The organism is Dinoroseobacter sp. S124A (assembly GCF_049801015.1).
Taxonomy (GTDB): domain Bacteria; phylum Pseudomonadota; class Alphaproteobacteria; order Rhodobacterales; family Rhodobacteraceae; genus Dinoroseobacter.
Genome location: NZ_JBNAGD010000002.1, coordinates 575,640 through 595,935 on the forward strand (window position 1 = coordinate 575,640; position 20,296 = coordinate 595,935).

Genomic DNA, 20,296 nt, shown 5'->3' on the forward strand with positions numbered 1-20,296 from the left:
ATGCTGGAAATCAAAAACCTGCACGTGAAACTTGAAGAAGAAGACAAGCAGATCCTCAAGGGCGTCGACCTGACGGTAGAGCCGGGAAAGGTCCACGCGATCATGGGGCCGAACGGGTCGGGCAAATCCACGCTGTCCTATGTCCTGTCGGGCCGTGACGGCTATGAGGTGACCGAGGGCGAAGCGTCGCTCGCCGGTGAGGATGTGCTCGACATGGAGCCTGAAGAGCGTGCCGCGGCGGGCCTTTTCCTCGCGTTCCAGTACCCGGTCGAGATCCCGGGCGTCGGCAACATGACCTTCCTGCGCACGGCCGTGAACGCACAGCGCAAGGCGCGCGGCGAAGACGAGCTGTCGGCGGCGGATTTCCTCAAGGAAGTGCGCGCCAAGGCCAAGAGCCTCAAGATCGACGCGGACATGCTCAAGCGCCCGGTGAATGTCGGCTTCTCCGGTGGTGAGAAGAAGCGCAACGAGATCCTGCAGATGGCCATGCTCGAGCCCAAGATGTGCATCCTCGACGAGACGGATTCCGGTCTCGACGTCGACGCGATGAAGCTGGTGGCCGAGGGTGTCAACGCCCTGCGCTCCGAGGGGCGCTCCTTCCTCGTGATCACGCACTACCAGCGCCTGCTCGACCATATCAAACCGGACGTCGTGCACATCATGGCCGATGGCAAGATCATCAAGAGCGGCGGGCCCGAGCTCGCGCTCGAGGTGGAAAACAATGGCTATGCCGACCTGCTGGCTGAGGTGGCGTAATGGCACTGCCGCAAGCAAAGCAAACCGCGACGGAGGCCCGTCTGGCGGGCCTCACGCTGCCCGAAGGCGGGGCTTGGGCCAGCGAGGCGCGCAAATCCGCCCTGGCGCGGGTCGAGGCGATGGGTCTGCCCGGTCGTCGTGATGAGTACTGGAAATACACCAATCCCACCGGTCTGACCGCGGCAGAGGCCCCTCACGCGGCCCTGTTCGAACCCGGCGAGACACCGATCTTCGACGAAATGGACCGCATCAAGCTGGTCTTCGTGGATGGCGTCTTTGATGCGGCGGCCTCGGACGACCTGTCCGGCGAGCATGTCGAGATCGAGCGTCTGGCCGAAGCCCAGTCCGCGGATATCCACTGGGCCAAGGACGTCTATGGCGTGCTCGAGACCCGGGGCCAGGATCCGGTCGAACGCCCGCTCGCGGCTCTGAACACGGCCTTTGCCAGCGATGGCATCCTGATCCGTGCCACGGGCGTGGTCGCCAAGCCGATTTCGCTGATCTATCTGCACCGCGACGAGACCTCGGACGCGATCCTGCACCATGTGGTCAAGGTCGAGAGCGGCGCGTCGGTCACCGTGCTGGAAAACGGCCCGGCGGCGGCCCGATTCAACAAATGCATGGAGGTCGAGATCGCTGATGGCGGCGTGTTCCACCATGTGCGGACCCAGGGCCGGGATCACGAGCGTCAGGCCGCGACCCACATCTTCACCCGTCTGGGTACGGAATCGGTGTTCAAATCCTTCACCATGACCGCGAACGGGGTTCTGACCCGCAACGAGGTGGTGATCGAGCTCACCGGCGATGACGGCGTCGCCCATGTGGCGGGCTGCTGTGTCGGGGATGGCGATTTCCACCATGACGACACCGTGTTTGTCACCCATGACGCGCTGAACTGCGAAAGCCGCCAGGTCTTCAAGAAGGTTCTGCGCAACGGGGCCACGGGCGTGTTCCAGGGCAAGATCCTCGTCAAGGAGGGCGCGCAGAAGACCGACGGCTATCAGATCAGCCAGTCGCTGCTGCTGGATGAGGACAGCCAGTTCCTCGCCAAGCCCGAGCTTGAGATCTACGCCGATGACGTGGCGTGTTCCCATGGCTCGACCTCCGGGGCGATCGACGAAGAGGGGCTGTTTTACCTGCGCTCGCGCGGGATCCCCGAAGGACCGGCCACCGATCTGATGACGCTCGCCTTCCTGGCAGAGGCCATCGAAGAGATCGAGGACCAGGCCCTCGCCGGGGCGATCATTGAGCGTCTGGAAAACTGGCTGGCCCGTCGTCGCTGATGGCCATCTCGACAGAGATCCTACGATCCTACAGGGCGCCGCGGGAGGTTCTGCGGCGCCAACTGGATAGTCCCGAAAGCGAGGGGCGCGCGCTGATCTACCTGACGGTGGCGTGCCTGTTGTTTTTCGTGGCGCAATGGCCGCGCCTGTCGCGCGAGGCCTTTCTCGACCCGTCCATTCCGCTCGACGCGCGTCTCGGTGGCGCGCTGATGGGCTGGATGTTCATCGCACCGCTGGCCTTTTACGCTATTGGCGCGCTGTCGCATATCGTGGCGCGCCTTCTGGGCGGCAAGGGCAGTTTCTATGGCGCGCGGCTGGCACTCTTCTGGAGCCTGCTTGCGATTGCGCCCATTGCGCTGCTTCTCGGGCTGGTCTCCGGGTTCATCGGGCAGGGGCCCGCACAAAACGTCACGGGTCTGTTGCTTCTGCTGGCATTCCTCTACATCTGGATGAGCGGGATCTGGGAGGCCGAGCGCCACCCCGATCAGCCCGCCTGAAGGACGTCCGGCGCGCACCAGAGGCACAGAATGACTTTCACTCCGAACACGGTCCTGAACCTCGTGGTCCAGACGATCAAATCCCCGCAGGAAGGGGCCTCCACGATCCTGTCCATGGGGCTGGCACGCAATGTGCTGATGCAGCTGCTGGGCCTTGTGGTGGTGGCGTCCGTGATCACGGGTCAACTCGGCGTTTTCGCCATGGGCGGTGGCCTGCAGGACGGGGCGATGACCGGTCCGTTCCTGATGAGCCCGATGATCGCGACCTTCGTGCAGTTCGCGCTGCTCATTGTGCTCATCACCTCGGTGCATGTGATCGGTCGGGCGCTTGGCGGGCGGGGCTCCTTCGAGGAGACCTTGTCGCTGGTGATCTGGCTGCAATTCATCCTGCTGTGCCTGCAGGTGGTGCAGATCCTCGCATTGATCCTTTTCCCGGTGCTCGGAGCGCTGATCGGTCTTGTCAGCATCGTTCTGTTCTTCTGGCTGCTGGTCAATTTCATCGCCGTGATCCACGGGTTCACCTCGCTCGGGCTGGTGCTGGTCGGCGTGATCATCTCCGCCTTCGGCATCCTTTTCGCCATGAGCCTCATCCTGGCCATGCTCGGCCTGTCCTTCCCCGGGAGCCTTTGAATGTACGACGTCGATGCAATCCGCGCGCAGTTTCCCATCCTGTCGCGTGAGGTGAACGGCAAGCCGCTGGTCTATCTCGACAACGGCGCCTCGGCCCAGAAACCCCAGGTGGTGATCGATGCGGTCACCCGGGGCTATGCCGAGGAATACGCGAATGTGCATCGGGGCCTGCATTACCTGAGCAACCTCGCCACCGAGAAATACGAGAGCGTGCGCGGCACGGTCGCGCGGTTCCTGAATGTCGCCGATGAAACCCAGATCGTGCTGAACTCCGGCACCACCGAGGGGATTAACCTCGTGGCCTATGGCTGGGCCACGCCCCGGTTCGAGCCGGGCGATGAGGTCGTCCTGTCGATCATGGAGCATCACGCCAATATCGTGCCCTGGCACTTTCTGCGCGAGCGGCAGGGGGCGGTTCTGAAATGGGTCGATGTGGACAGCACCGGCGCTCTGGACACCCAGAAGGTGATCGACGCAATCGGCCCACGCACCAAGCTCGTCGCGATCAGCCAGCTGTCGAACGTGCTGGGCTGCAAGGTCGACGTCAAGGCCATCACCGAGGCCGCCCATGCCAAGGGCGTCGCCGTGCTGGTCGATGGCAGTCAGGCCGCGGTGCACATGCCCGTGGATGTGGACGATATCGGCTGTGATTTCTACGCGATCACCGGACACAAGCTTTACGGGCCGTCGGGTTCCGGGGCGATCTTCATCAAGTCCGACCGCATGGCCGAGATGCAACCCTTCATCGGGGGCGGCGACATGATCCGCGAAGTCTCGCGTGATGTGGTGACCTATAACGATCCGCCGATGAAGTTCGAGGCCGGCACACCGGGCATCGTGCAGACCATCGGTCTGGGCGTCGCACTCGACTACATGATGGATCTGGGCATGAGCAATATCGCCGCCCATGAGGACCGTCTGCGCGACTATGCGCGCGCCCGTCTCGATGGGCTCAACTGGCTCAACGTACAGGGTCAGACCGCAGATAAGGCGGCGATTTTCTCCTTCACGCTGGACGGGGCCGCCCATGCCCATGACATCTCGACCGTGCTCGACAAGAAGGGCGTCGCAGTGCGCGCGGGCCACCATTGCGCCCAGCCGCTGATGGATCACATGGGTGTTCCGGCGACCTGCCGCGCGTCCTTCGGGCTCTATAATACCGAGGCCGAGGTGGATGTTCTGGTCGACGCGCTGGAGCTCTGCCATGAGCTTTTTGGCTAGTCGCGTCCTGGGGTGCGGGGGGCTGCGCAGAACCCGCATCTGAGGCCCGAATTGCCGCCGAATTGCCATTGCGGCAGGCAAGGGGTTTAACTATAGACGTCTTGCAAGGCACCTGTAGCTCAGCTGGATAGAGCGCTGCCCTCCGAAGGCAGAGGCCAGAGGTTCGAATCCTCTCAGGTGCGCCACTCCCCTTATCGAAGTATTTTTGAATGTGGTGATCGACTGCGCTTTGCCGTAGGCGCCGCTTAGATCGCGGTCTATTCCTCGAAATAGCCGCTATGGGTCGTGTAGATCGCGTCGATGATGGGGTCGAGCCGGCTGAGATGGCGGCGCAGAACGGTTTCTGCGGTGTCGGCGTCTCCGGCCATCAGGGCCTCCACCAGTTCGATGTGATCGGCGATCAGGTCTTCCATGGCCTCGGTGCTGGTCAGGGACAGCATGCACAGCCGGTCCACCTGCGCCTTGTTCGCGGCGATCAGCTCGAAGGCCGAGGGGCGCTTGGCGGCAAGACACAGCAGACGGTGGAACTCGTAGTCGAGACTGTGAAAAGCGGCGGTATCGCCTGCGGCGACCGCGTCGCGCTGCGCCTTGAGGCTCTGCTTGAGCCGGGCATCCACCGATTTGTCCCGCTCGGCGGCGACCTGTCGGATGATCTCGATCTCGATCGCGCCGCGTATGAACCGGGCATTTGCGATCAGGTCGCGCGAGAAGGGGCGCACGATTGTCGCCCGCTGTGGGCGGATCAGCAGCAGGTTCAGATTGGCCAGCCGGGTGAAGGCTTCGCGGACGGGCTGGCGCGAGAATCCAAAGGATTTCGCGACCTCGCTTTCGGAGAGTTTCGTACCGGGCAGCAGATCGAGGCTGACGATCCGATCATAGAGCGCATCGAAGATCTGATCGGTGCTGGTTGCGCGTTCCGCCGTGTCTGTGAGTGCCATTTCGTCGTCTTTCAAGGGCCGCGATGGGAAGGGCTCGGATCGGGCCGCGCGGGGAATTTCTCTTGGTTTACATATAGCCTTGCATACTAGTTCTGCAAGAAAAACTCATTTTGCTCATGAAAAACGCGCGCATCCTCGGGGGTCTCTGAAAATAGTATGTTGACTAGTATCCCAGTTTATGTGCTGTTTAGGGACCAGTACTGTCGGGCTCAACGGCTCCAGGTGCGTATCAGGCAGGAGTTCGCGCGGCCGAGGAGGGCTGTGACCTGTCGGATCAACTGACATCTTTGGGAGGAACACATGTTCAATCGTACACTCTCGGCCCTCGCGGCCACGGCTGTCCTCGTGGGCGGCATCACAACGGCGCAGGCCGATACCACCCTGCGTGGCGCCAGCATGTTCGACGAGGAACATGCCTTCACCCAGACCCTGCGCGAGTTCGAACGGCTCGTGGCGGAAAACTACGAGGGTGACGTGACCTTCGACCTGCGCCTGAATGGCGAGCTTGGGGTCGAGAAGGACTATGTCACCTATCTCAACCAGGGCGTGGCGGTGGATTACACGATCCTCGCGCCGTCCAACATGGCCGTCTTCTCGGATTCGATCCCGCTGATGGACATGCCTTTCCTGTTCCGCGATCTGGAGCATTGGAACGCGGTCCTGTCCTCGGATGCGCTGGCCCCGCTTGAGGCGGATCTGCGCGAAGCGGCGGGCATTGTCATCGTTGGATATCACGGTGGCGGCGTGCGCAACCTCGCCTCGTCCGAGCCGATCACCAATATGGAAGAGCTCGCCGGTCACCGGATGCGGGTGATGGGCGCGCCGATCCAGGCGCAGACCTTCTCGGCTGTGGGCGCGGCACCTTCGGCGATTGCCTATAACGAGGTCTATAACGCGATCCAGACCGGTGTGATCGCCGGGTTCGAGAACGAGGCCGCGTCGATCCAGAACCTCAAGTTCTACGAGGTGGCCCCGCATATCTCGCTGACCCAGCACACCATCACCGTGCGGCCCATCGTGATGTCGGCCAAGACCTTTGACGCGCTGCCGGCGGATCTGCAGGCGGCGATCATGGCGGCCGGGGCCGAGGCGGGTGCCTTTGGTCGCGCGCTGGAAAGCGGGCAGGACGGCCAGAAGCTGCAGGCCATGGCCGATGCGGGCCAGATCGAAGTCCATGACTTCCTCGGGCGCGAGAAGATGCTCGAACTGGTGCAGCCGGTGCAGGACGCCTATGCCGCCGAGCTCGGAGCGACCGAACTGCTCGAGCGCATCCGCGGGATGTAACTCCCCCCGACCGGTGGACGGTGCCCCCTCGGGGGTGCCGTCCCTGGCTTTCGTGGATCGGCCCCCGCGGCCCAGGCGTTAGGACAGATCATGATTGGACGTTTTCTGGACCGGTTCTGCACCGGTCTGCGCATCCTGCTCGGCGTGCTCATGGCGCTCCTGGCGATCCCGGTCGCGATGCAGGTGATCTCGCGCTACACCGGATTGATCCCGACCTTTCTGTGGACCGAGGAGCTGGCGACCTTCATCTTCATCTGGATCGTGATGATCGGATCCATGGTGGCGGTCTGGGACGGCACCCATTTTGACGTCCGCGTGGTCCCCGACGCCCAGAGCCCGCTCTTGCGGCTGATCCAGAACGGCGTCGTGCATGTGGCCATCCTGTTCTTCGGTCTGCTCTTTGCGATCTACGGCGTGGAATACGCCGAGTTCGGCAGCAACCAGCGCTCGGTCATGATGCGCGCCAATCTCGTGATCACCCATATCTCTCTGACGATTGCCGGGACCATCTGGACGATCTTTGCCGGCTGGCGACTGATCGAAGAGGTCTCTGCCTATCGCCGCGCCAAGGCGGAGCAAGCCCGATGATCCTCGACACCGCCACCGCGGGGCTGATGCTGGTTGGCAGCTTTGCCTTTCTCATCCTGATCCGGATCCCCGTGGCCTTTTCGCTGGGGCTGGCTTGTGTGCCGGTGGTCCTGCTGGAGCTGCGGCTGACCCCTTTCATCGTGCTGGATCGGATGTTCCAGTCCTATAACTCCTTCATCCTGCTGGCGGTGCCCTTCTTCCTGCTGGCGGCGAACCTGATGAATTCCGGCAAGGTCACGGACCGCCTGATCGAGCTTGCGCGGGTGCTGACCGGCTGGATGCCCGGAGGGCTGGGCCATGTGAATGTGGCGGTCTCGATGCTCTTTGCCGGCATTTCGGGCTCATCAACGGCGGATGCGGCGGGGATCGGCAAGATCCTGATCCCGGCCATGCAGCGCGAGGGCTATGACACGCGCTTTGCCGTGGCGATCACCGCCTGTTCCTCGGTGATGGGCGTGATCATTCCGCCCTCGATCCTGATGATCGTCTGGGGCGGGGTGATGCAGGTCTCGGTCGGTGCGCTGTTTCTCGGCGGCGCAATCCCGGGGCTGATGATCGGACTGGCTCTGATGGCCACGGTCTATGGCTTTGCCAAGGCACGAAACTACCCGGTGACGGCGACGCCGAACTGGGCCGAGTTCATGGCCGCCTGGAAGGGCGCGGCGCTTGCACTGCTCACCCCGGTCTTCGTGATCGGTGGCATTGTCGGCGGGATCGTCACCCCAACCGAGAGCGCGATCATCGCGGCGGGCTATGCCCTGATCCTCGGGATGTTCGTCTATCGCACCGTCAAGCCGCGCGATCTGGGCCAGATCCTCTATGACACGGCGCGTTTCGCCGCGATCTCGCTCTTTGCCATCGGCACGGCCACGGCCTTTGGCTGGCTGCTGTCCTTCTACAATGCGCCGCGCCTGATCGTGAGCATCCTCACGGCATGGGAGTTCGGGCCCTTCGGCACGGCCCTCGTGATCGCGGCCTTGTTCCTGATCTTCGGGCTTTTCATCGACGCCATTCCGACGATCATCATCCTCGGCACCGTCCTGATGCCCGTGGCGCAGGCGGGCGGGGTGGATCCGATCGCTTTTGCGATCATCGGGATCGTGTCGCTTGCCTTCGGGCTGGTGACGCCGCCCTACGGGCTCTGCCTGCTGATTTCATCAGCCATCGGCGGGCTCAACGTGGTGCAGGTCCTGCGCGAGGTCGCGATCATTCTCGCGCCCATGCTCTGCATCCTCATCCTGCTGGCGGCTGTGCCTGACCTGATCCTGTGGCTGCCCCGGCTCGTGATGCCCGGCGCCTTCCCATCCCCCTAAGTCAATACCGGCCGTCCGGCCCGTCCTCGAGAGGAGAGACCCCATGAAACTGCAAGGAAAAACCGCGATCGTGACCGGAGGTGGGCGTGATATCGGGGCGGCCGTGGCCCGGAAGCTGGCCGCCGAAGGCGCGCGGGTCGCGATCAGCTATTTCGAAAGCTCCAAGGGCGCGGACAGCGTGGTTGCCGCGATCGAAGCCGCAGGCGGGCAGGCGATCGCCGTGCAGGCCGATCTGAACACACAGGCCGGTGTGGACGGGCTGGTCGCGGCCACGGTCGATGCCTTTGCCGGGGTGGATATCCTGGTGAACAATGCCGGTGGGCTGATCGCGCGCAAGACCATCGCCGAGATGCCGCTGGACCACTGGAACGCCGTCATGACCCTGAACCTGACCAGCACCTTCATGATGACCAAGGCCTGCCTGTCGCATATGAAGACCGGCGCCATCGTCAATCTGGCTTCGCAGGCCGGGCGCGACGGGGGTGGCCCGGGGGCGGTGGCCTATGCCACCTCCAAGGGGGCGGTGATGACCATGACCCGGGGCCTCGCCAAGGAGCTGGGCCCGGAGATCCGCGTCAACGCGCTGTGCCCCGGCATGATCGACACGGATTTCCACAATATCCACACCCCCGATGCCGGGCGGCGCGGGTTCGAGGCCAATGCCCCGCTCAAGCGGCAGGGCCATGTGGATGACGCGGCCAATCTCGTCCTGTTTCTCGCCTGCGAGGACAGCGCCTTTCTGACCGGCACGAATATCGACATCAATGGCGGCATGCTGTTCTCCTGAGTGTCCGGACCATGGCAGACTACCCAATTGTCGAGACGGGCAGGGATGTGACGCGGCAGGTCCTGTCGGATCATCCCGACCTGATGGTCGTGGCCTTTCGGTTTGCGCGGTCCGGGGCCATCGGTCCGCTGCATGATCATGTCCATGTCCAATCCACCTATGTGGAAAGCGGGCGCTTTCGCTTCACCCTGGGCACCGAGGAGCGCGAGGTCGGGCCGGGGGACAGTTTCGTCGTCCCCTCGGGGCAGACCCATGGCTGTGTCTGCCTCGTGCCGGGCACCCTGATCGACGGTTTCACGCCGCGCCGCGATGACTTCCTCTAGGCGCCCGCGGATCGTGGCCATCGGAGAGTGTATGGCCGAGCTTTCCCCCGCGGGCCCGCCCGCCACCTACCGGCAGGGCTTTGCCGGGGACAGCTTCAACACGGCGTGGTATCTGGCGTGCTGTGGCGCGGCGCTCGACGTGGCCTATGCCAGCGCCATTGGCGAGGATCGGCTGTCGCAGGAGCTGCGCCGCTTCATCCGCGAGAGCGGGGTCGATGACCGGCTGCTGCGGACCATCCCGGGTGGGACACTGGGCCTTTATCTCGTGTCGCTTGATCAGGGGGAGCGCAGCTTCACCTATTGGCGCGGGCAATCCGCCGCCCGGCGGCTGGCCGAGGATGCCGACGCCCTGCGCGCCGGGCTGGCCGGGGCCGACCTGATCTATTTCAGCGGGATCACCCTCGCCATTCTGTCACCTCAGGATCGTGCGATCCTGCTCGACGCGGTGGCGGTCGCAGGTCGGGCGGGCGCGCGTGTGGCCTTCGATCCGAACCTGCGCCCGGCGCTCTGGCACAGCCCGGAGGAGATGACCGAGACCGTGATGCAGGCGGCGGGCCTTGTGGATCTGGCGCTCCCGTCCTTTGAGGATGAGGCACGCTGGTTTGGCGATGCCTCCCCTGCGGCCACGCGGGCGCGCTATCTCACCGCCGGGCCCTGTCAGGTCGTGGTCAAGAACGGGGCCGATCCGATCCTCTGGCAGGACGGGGCAGCCCTCGGTGAGACTGCGGTCGCGGCCATAGCCGAGCCGGTGGATACGACCGCCGCCGGGGACAGCCTGAACGCGGGCGTGCTCGCGAGCCTGGCCACCGGTGGCAGTCTGGAGGCGGGCATCGCCCTCGGCTGTCGCTTTGCGGCCCATGTGGTGCGCCATCGTGGGGCGCTTGTGCCACTGCCGGACGGGGTGTAGCGCCGCCCCTCGCAGAAGAGCGCCAGGCGACCACGCCTGCGGGAGCCGTGACGCGCTTCGGACGCGGGCGACCCCATTGGTCCATGCCCTGGGCCGCTTCGGTTCCACACCGCGCCAAAGGGCCATGCCGGAGCAGGGCGGAAAGCGCAGGATCCGGGTCGTGGGGCGCAGGGCGGCGCGCCTAGAGTGTCCGCGATCAGACAACCGGAGCGCACCCCATGCATTTTCAGATCACCCCCCTGCAGGCCGAAGCCTTCGAACCGCTCTTTACCCTCACGGATGCGGAGCTGGCGGCCCGCAATGCCTGCCGCCAACAGGTCACCGAGAGGCCGGGCACGCCCTGTCGGGTCAGTCTTGAGGATGCCCGGATCGGCGAGACGGTGATCCTGCTCAATCACATGCATCTGCCCGGAACCACGCCGTTCCGCGCCAGTCACGCGATCTTTGTCCGGCAGGGCGCGCGCACGGCAAAGCTTGCTGTGGGCGAGGTGCCGGACGTGATCCGCAGCCGGTTGATCTCGCTGCGGTTCTTTGACCGCGCGGACATGATGATCCATGCGGATGTGGTCGCGGGGGAATGCGTGGCCGACGCGACTGCCGCCGCATTCGCCACGCCCGACATCGCCTATGGGCATCTGCACTATGCCAAGCCCGGCTGCTTTGCCGCCTCGGTCCACCCGGTGACGTGAGCGGCGCGGCTCAGCTTGCGCGCGCCGTGATCTCGCGGATCCTGCTGAGCGTCGCGGCACTGACGGCGACCCCCTCCGTGGCGGCGCGGGCGCGCGCTGCGCGGCGACCGTCACCGGGCAGATGTGCGCCCTCCTGAGCGGCGACCGCCGCAATCAGATCCGCCATCCGCCAGTCAAAGAGCCCGCCGGACGGTCCCTCGGGGTCAATCGCGATGAAGCACTGGCCCGTGCGCGGCGGCCCTCCCACCGGGCCGGAAAAGGGCGCGGCATCGATCCCCAGCTGCCCGCCAGAGAGCGCGGCGGCGAGGATCTCCACCAGCATGGCGACGCCCACGCCCTTGTAGCCGCCCGATGGCGCCATGGAGCCCTTGAGGCCAATCGCGGGGTCCGTGGTGGGATTGCCCTCGGGGTCGAGCGCCCAGCCGAGCGGGATCGGCCGCTCCTCGCGGGCGTGCTTCATCACCTCGCTCTTGGCGATGGTGCTGGCGCTTTGGTCGATCAGCAGGACCGGGCCGCCCGCGTCCCCGGGTACGGCGATGGAAAACGGGTTGGTGCCGACCACGGGTGTCGCCCCGCCCGAGGGGGCAATCGATGCGGGTGCATTGGTGAAGCCAAGGCCGAGCAGACCGGCCTGCGCCAGACGCCCGGTGTGATAGCCAAGGACCCCGCAATTATAGCTGTTATGGAGGGTCAGCACCGCCACCCCTTGGGCGCGGGCCAGCGGGATAAGCGTCTCGAACCCGATATCGATCGCCCCATGGGCAAAGCCGGTGGCCGCATCGACCCGCACCACGCTGGGCCTGGGTGTAGAGAGTTGCGGTGTGGCCTGTCCATCGACCTTGCCGCAGAGCACATGCTCGCAATAGATCGGGATATAGGCCAGCCCGTGGCTCGCCACCCCATCGGCTTCGGTCGCCGCGGTCGCGATGGCCAGCGGACGTGCATTGGTCTCGGAAGTGCCCGCAGCCACAAGGGCGTCGAAGGCGAGCGCCTCGATCTGCGCCAGTGTCAGTGTTTCGGTGGTCATCTGTCAGTCCCTGTCTGGTGTTCCGGCGCCCGCGCCCTTGCGGCGGCTTTCTTCGGTGGCGGGGGCGTAGGTGCGATGCGCAAAAGCGTTGAGGCTGTCCCAGGCGGCGGGATCCGGTGTGGCACGGCTCAGTGCCACCCGGCGCGGCGTCGCCGCCACGCCGCCACGCGCCAGCCGGAGCCAAGGGGCGGTCGCGGTTTGCCCCTCTTCCGTCAGGTCGAGAGAGGATCCTTCGGCGACCGCAGCGCCGCCGGGCCATATCAGCGTGACGGGCGCGTCATATTGTGTGGCGACCAGGGCAGCGAAAGGCAAAAGCATCCGGGGCACGGCCACGGGCCCCATGCGAAGGTCCGCAGGCCGCGCGACCAACGCATGATCGGCGAGCGCCGTACCGGTCATAAGGGGGCACAGCGTCCCGCCCGGCGCGGCCCATGCGCCGCTGCGCAGATCCGGCGTAATCGCCGCCAGCGGCGCGCCGTCGAACCTGTGCAGAACCTCGGCCAGCAGGGCACAGCCATCCTGCCCCCGGGCGCAAAGCCAGCGCGTGGCCTTGCCTGCATCCTCGGCGATCCCCCAGGGGTAGCCCGCGCCCCGCGTTGCCTTCTTCGCGGTCGCCTCCACCTCGTTCAGGGAAAAGCTCACTCCGGGACCTGCGGATAGACCCAGTGGTCCGCGGTGTCTGGGCCAAGCTCTTCGGGGTAGGGCGCGCCCGCATACATGCAGATCCGCACCCAGCGATCCGAGCGCGGATCGAAGCGGGTGGCCCCGAAGAACGAGAGTTTGGCGCGCAGCATGTCGATCGGCAGGACCTGATCGCTGATCGTGTTGTCGCGGATCTCGCCATAGGGGGCAAAGCGGCTCATCTGGGCCCGGCGGATGGTGTGGCGATGTTCGGGATGCTGCAGCAGGAAGGCGGCGATGGGGCTGTCGGCTGCCCATGTCTCGAGGTCCCGCGCGGCAGCTGTGGCGTCGCGGGCCGGGGCGAGGGGCTGTTCATAGGCCGCGATGGGCTCGTCGAACCGTTCGCCCATGCGGGGTTCGAGTTTCTCCTCGGAGACATACCAGGCCCGGGCGCAGGTCTCGGGCTTGTCCCAGTCGAGACCTGAGGCCCAGCCAAAGGCCCGCTGCAACAGGCGCCGGACATCCGAGACCGGCATGGCGCCATCGATCCGGAACGCATCCGTGTTGCTGTCGGACATGCAATGGGCCAGCCCGTCCACGAGATCGGGATAGGGTTCGAGGATGAGCGAGGCGAGCAGTTCCTGACCCTCTTCGCTGAGCCCGGTTTCCGACCATGTGCAGAGCCAGTCCCAGGGGTGACCGGCCTCCAGAACATCCGTGGCCGCGAGCGCGCAGAGAGCCGCCAGATCCGCGCGGAGGGTCTCCAGCTTGCGCGCCTGAAGCGGGTGCGCGGTCTTCCACAGGGTCACCGAATGCGCGCTGCGCGCCAGCAGGTCGCGAAAGAGTGCGATCTCGGCAGCACTTGCGCGCGGCACGGCGCGGACCCGGGCAATCGCCTCTTCCCGGGCCATGACCCAGTTGTTGAACAGGATCGGGTGGTTGACGAGGAAGGGCGCCATGCCGAGGCCGGTGGAGTTGCCGATGCCCAGCTGCCGCGCGATCGCCGGGTCGAGCCGGACGGCTCTGTCGCCCCCGGTGGCCTGCGCCATATGCTCCACCAGATCGCGCACGAAGGTTCGGATCAGGTAGACCGAGAGCATCTCGGCCTGAAAGGGCAGTTCCAGCTCGGGCCGATCCGCCACGGTTTCGCGATCTGCGGCGCCGAACTTGCCCGAACCGTACACCGCCGTGGTGCGCATCAGATAGCCCACCGCGTCGATCTGGGCCGGATCGGGCTGCCGCCCGGCGGCGAGGGCGTCGACCACATGGGTCCAGAGCCGGACGGAACGGTTCGCCCGCGACAGCGACAGCTCGGTCTCGCCGATCCGGCCCGCTTCCTGCAGGGGAACCTGTTTTGCGAGCCGGGAGATATTCTCCGGCTCCGGGACACCGTCGAACAGGGTGAAGGTCGCGTCCCAGGCCTCGGCGATCACCCGGTCCGAGCGTTTCTCGGCGGGCAGGTCATGGGCGAAGGCGATCAGAGAATAGGCGCGCTCCGGCCCGGTGGCCGTATAGACGGCATGACCGACCCCGGACGTGTCGATATCGAAAACCGGGCGCGAGAAACGCCAGCCCTCGCTTGCCATCCGCCGGGTCAGCACCCGCATGAAGCTCAGACGGCTCTGGTGGAATGCGCCGAGGCGTTTCAGCCGCATGACCGTCTCTGGCGACCGACGCGCGATATCCCGCGGGGCGCTCATGGCTGGGGCCCGAAATTCTCGGCAAAGAACCGGTACCAGTTGCCGCCCATGATCGCGGCTACCTCGTCAGGGGTCATGCCCACATCCCGCAAGCCGGTCTCGATCCGGCCGAAATCGCGATTGTCCTGAAACCAGCCGGGCATGTCCGGAAAGCCGGGCGCGGCCGCGGATCCTTCGCCATAGTCGATCTCCTTGGTCCAGCGACCGGTGCGCATCCATTCGACCACGCTGTCGGGCTGGTCCTGACACAGGTCCGAGCCGATCCCGAAATGTGCGATGCCGAATTGCTCTGCCATACGGGCGACCATCTCACAGAAATCCTGCAATTTGCAGTCAGATTTTCCCCTCAGGTGGTGCGGATAAAGCGAAAAGCCCATCATCCCGCCGTTTTCGACCACGGCGCGGATCACCTCGGGGCGTTTGTTGCGTCGGGCCGGGGCCCAGTCGAACGGGTTGGCATGGGTGATCGCGATGGGGCGGTCGGACAACTCGGCCGCCTCGATGGTGGAGCGGTCCGCCGAATGGCTCATATCGACCACGAGCCCGACCCGGTTCATCTCGCGGATGACCTGCTTGCCCATGCGGGTGAGGCCGGGGTCCTCGGCCTCGTAGCAGCCGGTCGCGAGCAGGGACTGGTTGTTATAGGTGAGCTGCATGAACCGCGCACCCAGCGTATGCAGGATCTCGACAAGGCCGATGTCATCCTCCATGGGGCTGGGGTTCTGAAACCCGAAGAAGATGGCGGTCCGGTCGCTGGCCCGGGCGCGGTCGATGTCGGCGGCAGTCTCGCCCTTGAGGATCAGATCCGGGAACTGCTCGAACCAGTGGTTCCACTGCTCAAAGTTCAGAACCGTCTCGCGAAAGCTTTCGTGATAGGCGATGGTGACATGCACCGCATCTACCTGTCCGGCGCGCATCTGGCGAAAGATCGTCTCGGACCAACGCGCATATTGCAGGGCGTCGATCCGCATCAGGCCGGGACCCCGGCGGCGATATAGGCGGTTTTCACGGTGGTATAGAACTCGTCAGCGGCCTTGCCCTGCTCCCGCGGGCCGTAAGAGCTTTGACCCCGGCCGCCAAAGGGCACGTGATAGTCGGTTCCGGCCGTGGGCAGGTTGACCGTCACGACCCCGGTGCGGGCATTGCGGCGGAAATGGGTGGCTCGGGCAAGATCACGGGTGACGATGCCCGAGGTCAGCCCAAAGACCGTGTCGTTGACGGTGGCGAGCGCTTCGTCATAGCTGCCCACCTTGAGGATCGCGGTGAGCGGGGCGAACATCTCTTCGCGGTTGATGCGCATGGCGTTGGTGGTGTTCAGGAACACGCCCGGTGCCATGAAATAGCCCTCGGTCGGGCGATCAAGCCGGGTCCCGCCACAGGCAAGCTCGGCCCCTTCGGAGCGGCCAAGGGCCACATAGTCGAGGTTTTCGTCCAGTTGCGTTTGGCTGACGACCGGCCCGATCTGCGTGGCCGGGTCGAGGGCATGCCCGACTTGCAAGGCCTGCGCTCCGGCGACCAGCCGCTCGACAAAGGCGTCATGGATCGCGTGATGCACGATCAGCCGGGAGGAGGCGGTGCATTTCTGCCCCGTCCCGCCAAACGCACCCCCCAGAGCCACCGTGACGGCGAGGTCGAGATCCGCATCCTCCATCACCGCGAGCGCGTTTTTCGACCCCATCTCCAGCTGGATCTTGGTGAAGTTCTGCACCGCCGCCGCGGCGATTCCGCGTCCCACGGGGACCGAGCCGGTGAAGGACACCGCGTTGATCCCGGGGCTTTCCACCAGACGCTGCCCAATGGTGCGCCCCGAGCCCATCACCAGCGAAAAGAGCCCCTCGGGGATGTCCTGCCGCGCGATGATCTCGGTGAGGGCCACCGCCGAGGCCGGGGTCAGGTTGGCCGGTTTCCACAGCACCGCATTGCCATAGCAGAGCGCGGGCGCGATCTTCCACGCGGCGGTCGCGGTGGGAAAGTTCCATGGCGAGATGATGCCCACAACCCCCACCGGCTCGCGGCGCACATCGATCTCGATCCCGTCGCGGACGGAATCCGCCGTCTCCCCCAACTGACGCAGGCACTCGGCAGCGTAATAGGTGAAGAACTGACCGGCGCGGAACACCTCGCCCTTGCCCTCGGCGAGGGGCTTGCCCTCTTCGCGGCTGAGCAGTCTGCCCAGCTCCTCGGCCCGGGCCATGAGCTCGGTCCCGATGGCCTGCAGCACCGATTGCCGCCGCTCCAACCCGTAACCCGCCCAGATCCGCTGCGCCTCCTGCGCCCGGGCGATGGCCTCGTCGAGCTGTGCCGCACTGGCCTGCGCAAAATGACCGATCAGATCGCTCAGATCCGACGGGTTCCGGTTCTCGATGTCGGTGTCACCCGCCACCCAGTGACCTGCGATGTAGTTCAGTTTTGTCTCGGTCACGGGCGATGTCCTGTTCTGGAATGGCGCAACTGTGGACGGGCGGGGAGGGATCAGTCAAACTCGAACAAATGAAGCAAGTTTCAGGATTTCTGAAGTCATGATCAAGATCGAGATGCTTCGTTGTTTCAGCGTCGTGGCGCGGTCCGGCAATCTGGCGGATGCCGCGACGCGGCTCGGACGCACCCAGTCGGCGATCTCCATGACCCTCAAGCAGCTGGAAGACGCGCTGGGACAGAAGCTCTTTCAAGGCGAACGCAAGAGCCATCTGACCCCGGTCGGCGTGCAAATCCTCGCCCTGGCCCAGCAACAGGTCGAGAGTTTTGACACCGCCATCCGCGATATCGAGGCCACGGCCCGCGCGCCCCGGGGGCTGTTGCGGATCATCTCTGTGCCGTCGGCGGCGGGCAGCCTTGTGCCCCGCGTGGCAGAGGATCTGCTTGCGCGCTACCCCGGCTTGCAGATCGATATCCGCGATGGCGAAACCGAGGCGGTCCTGAATGCGCTCGGGCGCGGGGAGGCGGATCTGGGCATCGTTTCCGGAGAGCATGCCTTGCGCGGTGTGGTCTCTGCGCCGCTGTTCGAGGATGCGTTCGGGCTCACCTGCGCGCGGGATCACCCGCTGGCGGACTGGGTTGGGGATCTGTGCTTTGCCGATACGGCTGGCTTCGACATCGTGGGCAACACCCTGTGCCGCGCGTTGGACCATGACGGGCTGCAGGCGGCCATCGCGGCCACGGCCCTTCATGCCCATAACACGCTGTCCCTGATCGGGATCCTGCAACAAGGGGCGCGGTTCACGATCCTGCCGCGCGCGGTGGTCGCGAACCTGCCGGGGCGTCTGAGCTTCCGTCCACTGCGGGATCTCCCGGCGCGGCGCACCGTGTCTGTCCTGATCTCCGAACGTGCCAGTCAGCGAGAGATCGCAGAAGAGTGCGCCGCGATGCTGCAGGTCTTGTGCCGACAGGACGGATCGCCCTAAGCCCCCTCTCGGGCGTCATACCCATAGCAGCAGCGCGCACAGCCTCAGGCAGATTGCGACCTGTCTGGCCTCTCGCCTCTGGCGGGGCCCGAAGGCCGTCGCCTGATCCTTTCCGGTGGCGCAAGCGCCCGGGTCGCTGATCCTGACGGTGCAGGCCGGTGAGTCTTTTTTAGCCGCGCATGGTTCCGAGAGCGGCGCGGATCTGAGCACATGCCCGAACACGCGTCGGTTTCCTCATCTCAAATCATGAAAAACCGTCGCGAACAGGCGACCGGCATGAAATTTTGGTCTGTAATTTCATTCCAGGATATGCCAGATCCGCGCATAAGGCATTCACATGACCGCGCGGGTCCCGGAAGAGGAAAGGAGCTGAGACGATGACACACGCGTTGCGCACAGCGGCGTCTCCTGCACCGTCTTCGCTCTGGCCTGCGCAAACGGCCGGGCCGCCCCATGTGGCGCTGCCCAGCACCGACGCGGTGCGCGCGGGCCGACACCCTGACATCACCAAACGCGAACTGCATGAAGGAGACATGGTCTTATGAAGGTATTGGTGCCTGTGAAGCGCGTTATTGATTATAACGTGAAGGTCCGTGTTAAGGCGGATGGGAGCGGTGTTGATCTTGCGAATGTGAAGATGTCGATGAACCCGTTTGACGAGATTGCCGTGGAAGAGGCGATCCGTCTGAAGGAGGCGGGGACGGCCACGGAAGTTGTGGCGGTGTCGATCGGCGTCAAGCAATCCCAGGAGACCCTGCGCACGGCGCTGGCCATGGGTGCGGATCGGGCGATCCTGATCAATGCGGCCGAGGATGTGCACACCGATATCGAGCCTCTGGCGGTGGCCAAGCTGCTCGCGGCGGTGGTCAAGGAGGAAGAGCCGGGGCTTGTACTCTGTGGCAAGCAGGCGATCGACAATGACATGAACGCCACGGGCCAGATGCTCAGCGCGCTTCTGGGCTGGTCCCAGGCGACCTTTGCCTCCGAGCTGGCCGTCGAGGGCGACAGCGCCAGCGTGACCCGCGAGGTCGATGGCGGTCTGCAGACGATCAAGGTCTCGCTGCCGGCGATTGTCAGCGTGGATCTGCGCCTCAACGAGCCGCGCTATGCCTCGCTGCCCAATATCATGAAGGCCAAGAAGAAGCCTCTGGATGAGAAGACGCCGGCCGATTACGGCGTCGATGTGACCCCGCGCCTGAGCGTGGTCAAGACCTCCGAGCCGGCCGAGCGCGCCGCCGGGATCAAGGTCGGCTCGGTGGATGAGCTGGTGTCGAAACTCAAGGAAGCAGGAGCTGTCTGATGGCTGTTTTGTGTCTGGCAGAAGTAACCGATGGGGCGCTGGCGATGGATGCCACCGCCAAGGCCGTCAGCGCGAGCGCGGCCCTGGGTGAGGTGACGCTGCTCTGCGTGGGCGCGTCGGCCAAGGCGGCGGCGGCCGAGGCGGCGACGATCTCGGGCGTGGCCAAGGTGCTGGTGGCCGAGGATGCGCTTTACGGCCATCGCCTGGCCGAGCCGGTGGCGGCGCTGATCGCGTCCCTGGCCGAAGGCTATTCCCATGTGGTGGCGCCGGCGACGACCGATGCCAAGAACATCATGCCCCGGGTGGCGGCCCTTCTGGATGTGATGGTGCTGTCGGATGTGGTGGCCGTGGTGGATGCGGACACGTTCGACCGGCCGATCTATGCGGGCAACGCGATCCAGACCGTGAGATCGGCGGATGCGACCAAGGTGATCACCTTCCGGACCTCGACCTTCGATGCGGCCGAGACCGGCGGCAGCGCGCCGATCGAAGAGATCGCCGCGGGCGACAATCCGGGCCTGAGCGCCTGGGTCGAGGACAAAGTCGCTGAGAGCGACCGGCCCGAGCTGACCTCCGCGGGCGTGGTGGTCTCCGGCGGGCGCGGCGTGGGCTCCGAAGAGGACTTCGCCATGATCGAGAAGCTCGCCGATACCCTGGGCGCGGCCGTGGGCGCCTCGCGCGCCGCGGTCGATAGCGGCTACGCGCCGAATGACTGGCAGGTCGGGCAGACCGGCAAGGTGGTGGCACCGGATCTCTACGTGGCCGTGGGCATCTCCGGCGCGATCCAGCACCTGGCCGGGATGAAGGATAGCAAGGTGATCGTGGCGATCAACAAGGACGAGGAAGCCCCGATCTTCCAGGTCGCCGATTACGGCCTGGTCGCCGACCTCTTCGCCGCCGTCCCCGAACTCACCGAAAAACTCGGCTGAGGACTACGACGACCCGGAACAGCGGCCCAAACCCCGCCCCGGGACAAGACCCGGACACAGCCAGACCCAACCCGGGCCCAAACCAAACACAAAGGCCGGAGA

The 20,296-nt window shown here is 65.3% G+C and carries 21 protein-coding genes and 1 tRNA gene; 16 read left to right on the top strand and 6 right to left on the bottom strand.

Annotated elements, in window-relative coordinates:
- The 6 genes from sufC to ACP15I_RS07730 all read left to right on the top strand — a co-directional run bounded on the left by sufC (position 1) and on the right by ACP15I_RS07730 (position 4,572).
- Positions 1-756: a Fe-S cluster assembly ATPase SufC gene (gene sufC, locus ACP15I_RS07705; RefSeq protein WP_424974598.1), complete on the top strand. Its 756-nt coding sequence runs from the start codon at positions 1-3 to the stop codon at positions 754-756.
- Positions 756-2,039: a SufB/SufD family protein gene (locus tag ACP15I_RS07710; RefSeq protein WP_424974599.1), complete on the top strand. Its 1,284-nt coding sequence runs from the start codon at positions 756-758 to the stop codon at positions 2,037-2,039. Before sufC ends, ACP15I_RS07710 begins: the two co-directional genes overlap by 1 nt.
- A complete protein-coding gene (locus tag ACP15I_RS07715; protein ID WP_424967711.1) occupies positions 2,039-2,536 on the top strand; it encodes a YIP1 family protein in 498 nt (165 codons plus the stop codon). The genes ACP15I_RS07710 and ACP15I_RS07715 overlap by 1 nt, the downstream gene beginning before the upstream one ends.
- Positions 2,537-2,566: 30 nt before the next feature.
- Positions 2,567-3,166: a Yip1 family protein gene (locus ACP15I_RS07720; protein WP_424967712.1), complete on the top strand. Its 600-nt coding sequence runs from the start codon at positions 2,567-2,569 to the stop codon at positions 3,164-3,166.
- Entirely contained in the window at positions 3,167-4,387 is a 1,221-nt protein-coding gene (locus ACP15I_RS07725; RefSeq protein WP_424974600.1) for a cysteine desulfurase, read from the top strand.
- Between the two features lie 108 nt (positions 4,388-4,495).
- Positions 4,496-4,572 (top strand) — tRNA-Arg (locus tag ACP15I_RS07730).
- 72 nt (positions 4,573-4,644) lie between these two features.
- Here the strand turns inward: ACP15I_RS07730 and ACP15I_RS07735 are convergent.
- Positions 4,645-5,325 carry a GntR family transcriptional regulator gene (locus tag ACP15I_RS07735; RefSeq protein ID WP_424967714.1) on the bottom strand — a complete coding sequence of 227 codons (681 nt, stop codon included), beginning with the start codon at positions 5,323-5,325 and terminating at the stop codon, positions 4,645-4,647.
- A gap of 300 nt (positions 5,326-5,625) precedes the next feature.
- On the opposite strand from ACP15I_RS07735, the gene ACP15I_RS07740 reads away from it, so the two are divergent.
- The 7 genes from ACP15I_RS07740 to ACP15I_RS07770 all read left to right on the top strand — a co-directional run bounded on the left by ACP15I_RS07740 (position 5,626) and on the right by ACP15I_RS07770 (position 11,216).
- Positions 5,626-6,609 carry a TRAP transporter substrate-binding protein gene (locus ACP15I_RS07740; RefSeq protein ID WP_424974601.1) on the top strand — a complete coding sequence of 328 codons (984 nt, stop codon included), beginning with the start codon at positions 5,626-5,628 and terminating at the stop codon, positions 6,607-6,609.
- A gap of 90 nt (positions 6,610-6,699) precedes the next feature.
- Positions 6,700-7,197, top strand: a complete 498-nt coding sequence (locus tag ACP15I_RS07745; protein WP_424967716.1) for a TRAP transporter small permease — start codon at positions 6,700-6,702, stop codon at positions 7,195-7,197.
- Positions 7,194-8,510 carry a TRAP transporter large permease gene (locus ACP15I_RS07750; RefSeq protein ID WP_424974602.1) on the top strand — a complete coding sequence of 439 codons (1,317 nt, stop codon included), beginning with the start codon at positions 7,194-7,196 and terminating at the stop codon, positions 8,508-8,510. The genes ACP15I_RS07745 and ACP15I_RS07750 overlap by 4 nt, the downstream gene beginning before the upstream one ends.
- A gap of 43 nt (positions 8,511-8,553) precedes the next feature.
- On the top strand, positions 8,554-9,297 hold the full coding sequence (locus ACP15I_RS07755; RefSeq protein WP_424967718.1) for an SDR family NAD(P)-dependent oxidoreductase: 744 nt from the start codon (positions 8,554-8,556) through the stop codon (positions 9,295-9,297).
- A gap of 11 nt (positions 9,298-9,308) precedes the next feature.
- Complete coding sequence (locus tag ACP15I_RS07760; RefSeq protein WP_424974603.1) at positions 9,309-9,620, top strand: cupin domain-containing protein; 312 nt, start codon at positions 9,309-9,311, stop codon at positions 9,618-9,620.
- Complete coding sequence (locus ACP15I_RS07765) at positions 9,607-10,527, top strand: sugar kinase (RefSeq protein ID WP_424974604.1); 921 nt, start codon at positions 9,607-9,609, stop codon at positions 10,525-10,527. The genes ACP15I_RS07760 and ACP15I_RS07765 overlap by 14 nt, the downstream gene beginning before the upstream one ends.
- Before the next feature lie 218 nt (positions 10,528-10,745).
- The gene (locus ACP15I_RS07770; protein ID WP_424974605.1) at positions 10,746-11,216 is read left to right on the top strand and encodes a DUF1203 domain-containing protein; all 471 of its coding nucleotides are present in this window, start codon (positions 10,746-10,748) and stop codon (positions 11,214-11,216) included.
- A gap of 10 nt (positions 11,217-11,226) precedes the next feature.
- On the opposite strand, the gene ACP15I_RS07775 is transcribed toward ACP15I_RS07770, so the two are convergent.
- Genes ACP15I_RS07775 through ACP15I_RS07795 form a run of 5 tightly spaced genes read right to left on the bottom strand, consistent with a single transcriptional unit; the run spans position 11,227 to position 16,986 of the window.
- Positions 11,227-12,243, bottom strand: coding sequence for an Ldh family oxidoreductase (locus ACP15I_RS07775; RefSeq protein WP_424974606.1), 1,017 nt, complete (start codon positions 12,241-12,243; stop codon positions 11,227-11,229).
- Positions 12,244-12,246: 3 nt separating this feature from the next.
- Complete coding sequence (locus tag ACP15I_RS07780; RefSeq protein ID WP_424974607.1) at positions 12,247-12,885, bottom strand: DUF3726 domain-containing protein; 639 nt, start codon at positions 12,883-12,885, stop codon at positions 12,247-12,249.
- The gene (locus ACP15I_RS07785; protein ID WP_424974608.1) at positions 12,882-14,564 is read right to left on the bottom strand and encodes a hypothetical protein; all 1,683 of its coding nucleotides are present in this window, start codon (positions 14,562-14,564) and stop codon (positions 12,882-12,884) included. Before ACP15I_RS07785 ends, ACP15I_RS07780 begins: the two co-directional genes overlap by 4 nt.
- A complete protein-coding gene (locus tag ACP15I_RS07790) occupies positions 14,561-15,535 on the bottom strand; it encodes a membrane dipeptidase (RefSeq protein WP_424974609.1) in 975 nt (324 codons plus the stop codon). Before ACP15I_RS07790 ends, ACP15I_RS07785 begins: the two co-directional genes overlap by 4 nt.
- On the bottom strand, positions 15,535-16,986 hold the full coding sequence (locus ACP15I_RS07795; RefSeq protein ID WP_424974611.1) for an aldehyde dehydrogenase family protein: 1,452 nt from the start codon (positions 16,984-16,986) through the stop codon (positions 15,535-15,537). The genes ACP15I_RS07790 and ACP15I_RS07795 overlap by 1 nt, the downstream gene beginning before the upstream one ends.
- A 97-nt stretch (positions 16,987-17,083) precedes the next feature.
- On the opposite strand from ACP15I_RS07795, the gene ACP15I_RS07800 reads away from it, so the two are divergent.
- The 3 genes from ACP15I_RS07800 (at position 17,084) to ACP15I_RS07810 (ending at position 20,194) form a co-directional block, all read left to right on the top strand.
- The gene (locus tag ACP15I_RS07800; protein ID WP_424974612.1) at positions 17,084-17,965 is read left to right on the top strand and encodes a LysR family transcriptional regulator; all 882 of its coding nucleotides are present in this window, start codon (positions 17,084-17,086) and stop codon (positions 17,963-17,965) included.
- A 541-nt stretch (positions 17,966-18,506) separates the two neighbouring features.
- On the top strand, positions 18,507-19,265 hold the full coding sequence (locus tag ACP15I_RS07805) for an electron transfer flavoprotein subunit beta/FixA family protein (protein ID WP_424974613.1): 759 nt from the start codon (positions 18,507-18,509) through the stop codon (positions 19,263-19,265).
- Positions 19,265-20,194 (top strand): electron transfer flavoprotein subunit alpha/FixB family protein, encoded by a 930-nt coding sequence (locus ACP15I_RS07810; protein WP_424974614.1) that lies wholly within the window; start codon positions 19,265-19,267, stop codon positions 20,192-20,194. Before ACP15I_RS07805 ends, ACP15I_RS07810 begins: the two co-directional genes overlap by 1 nt.
- Positions 20,195-20,296: the final 102 nt, after the last annotated feature.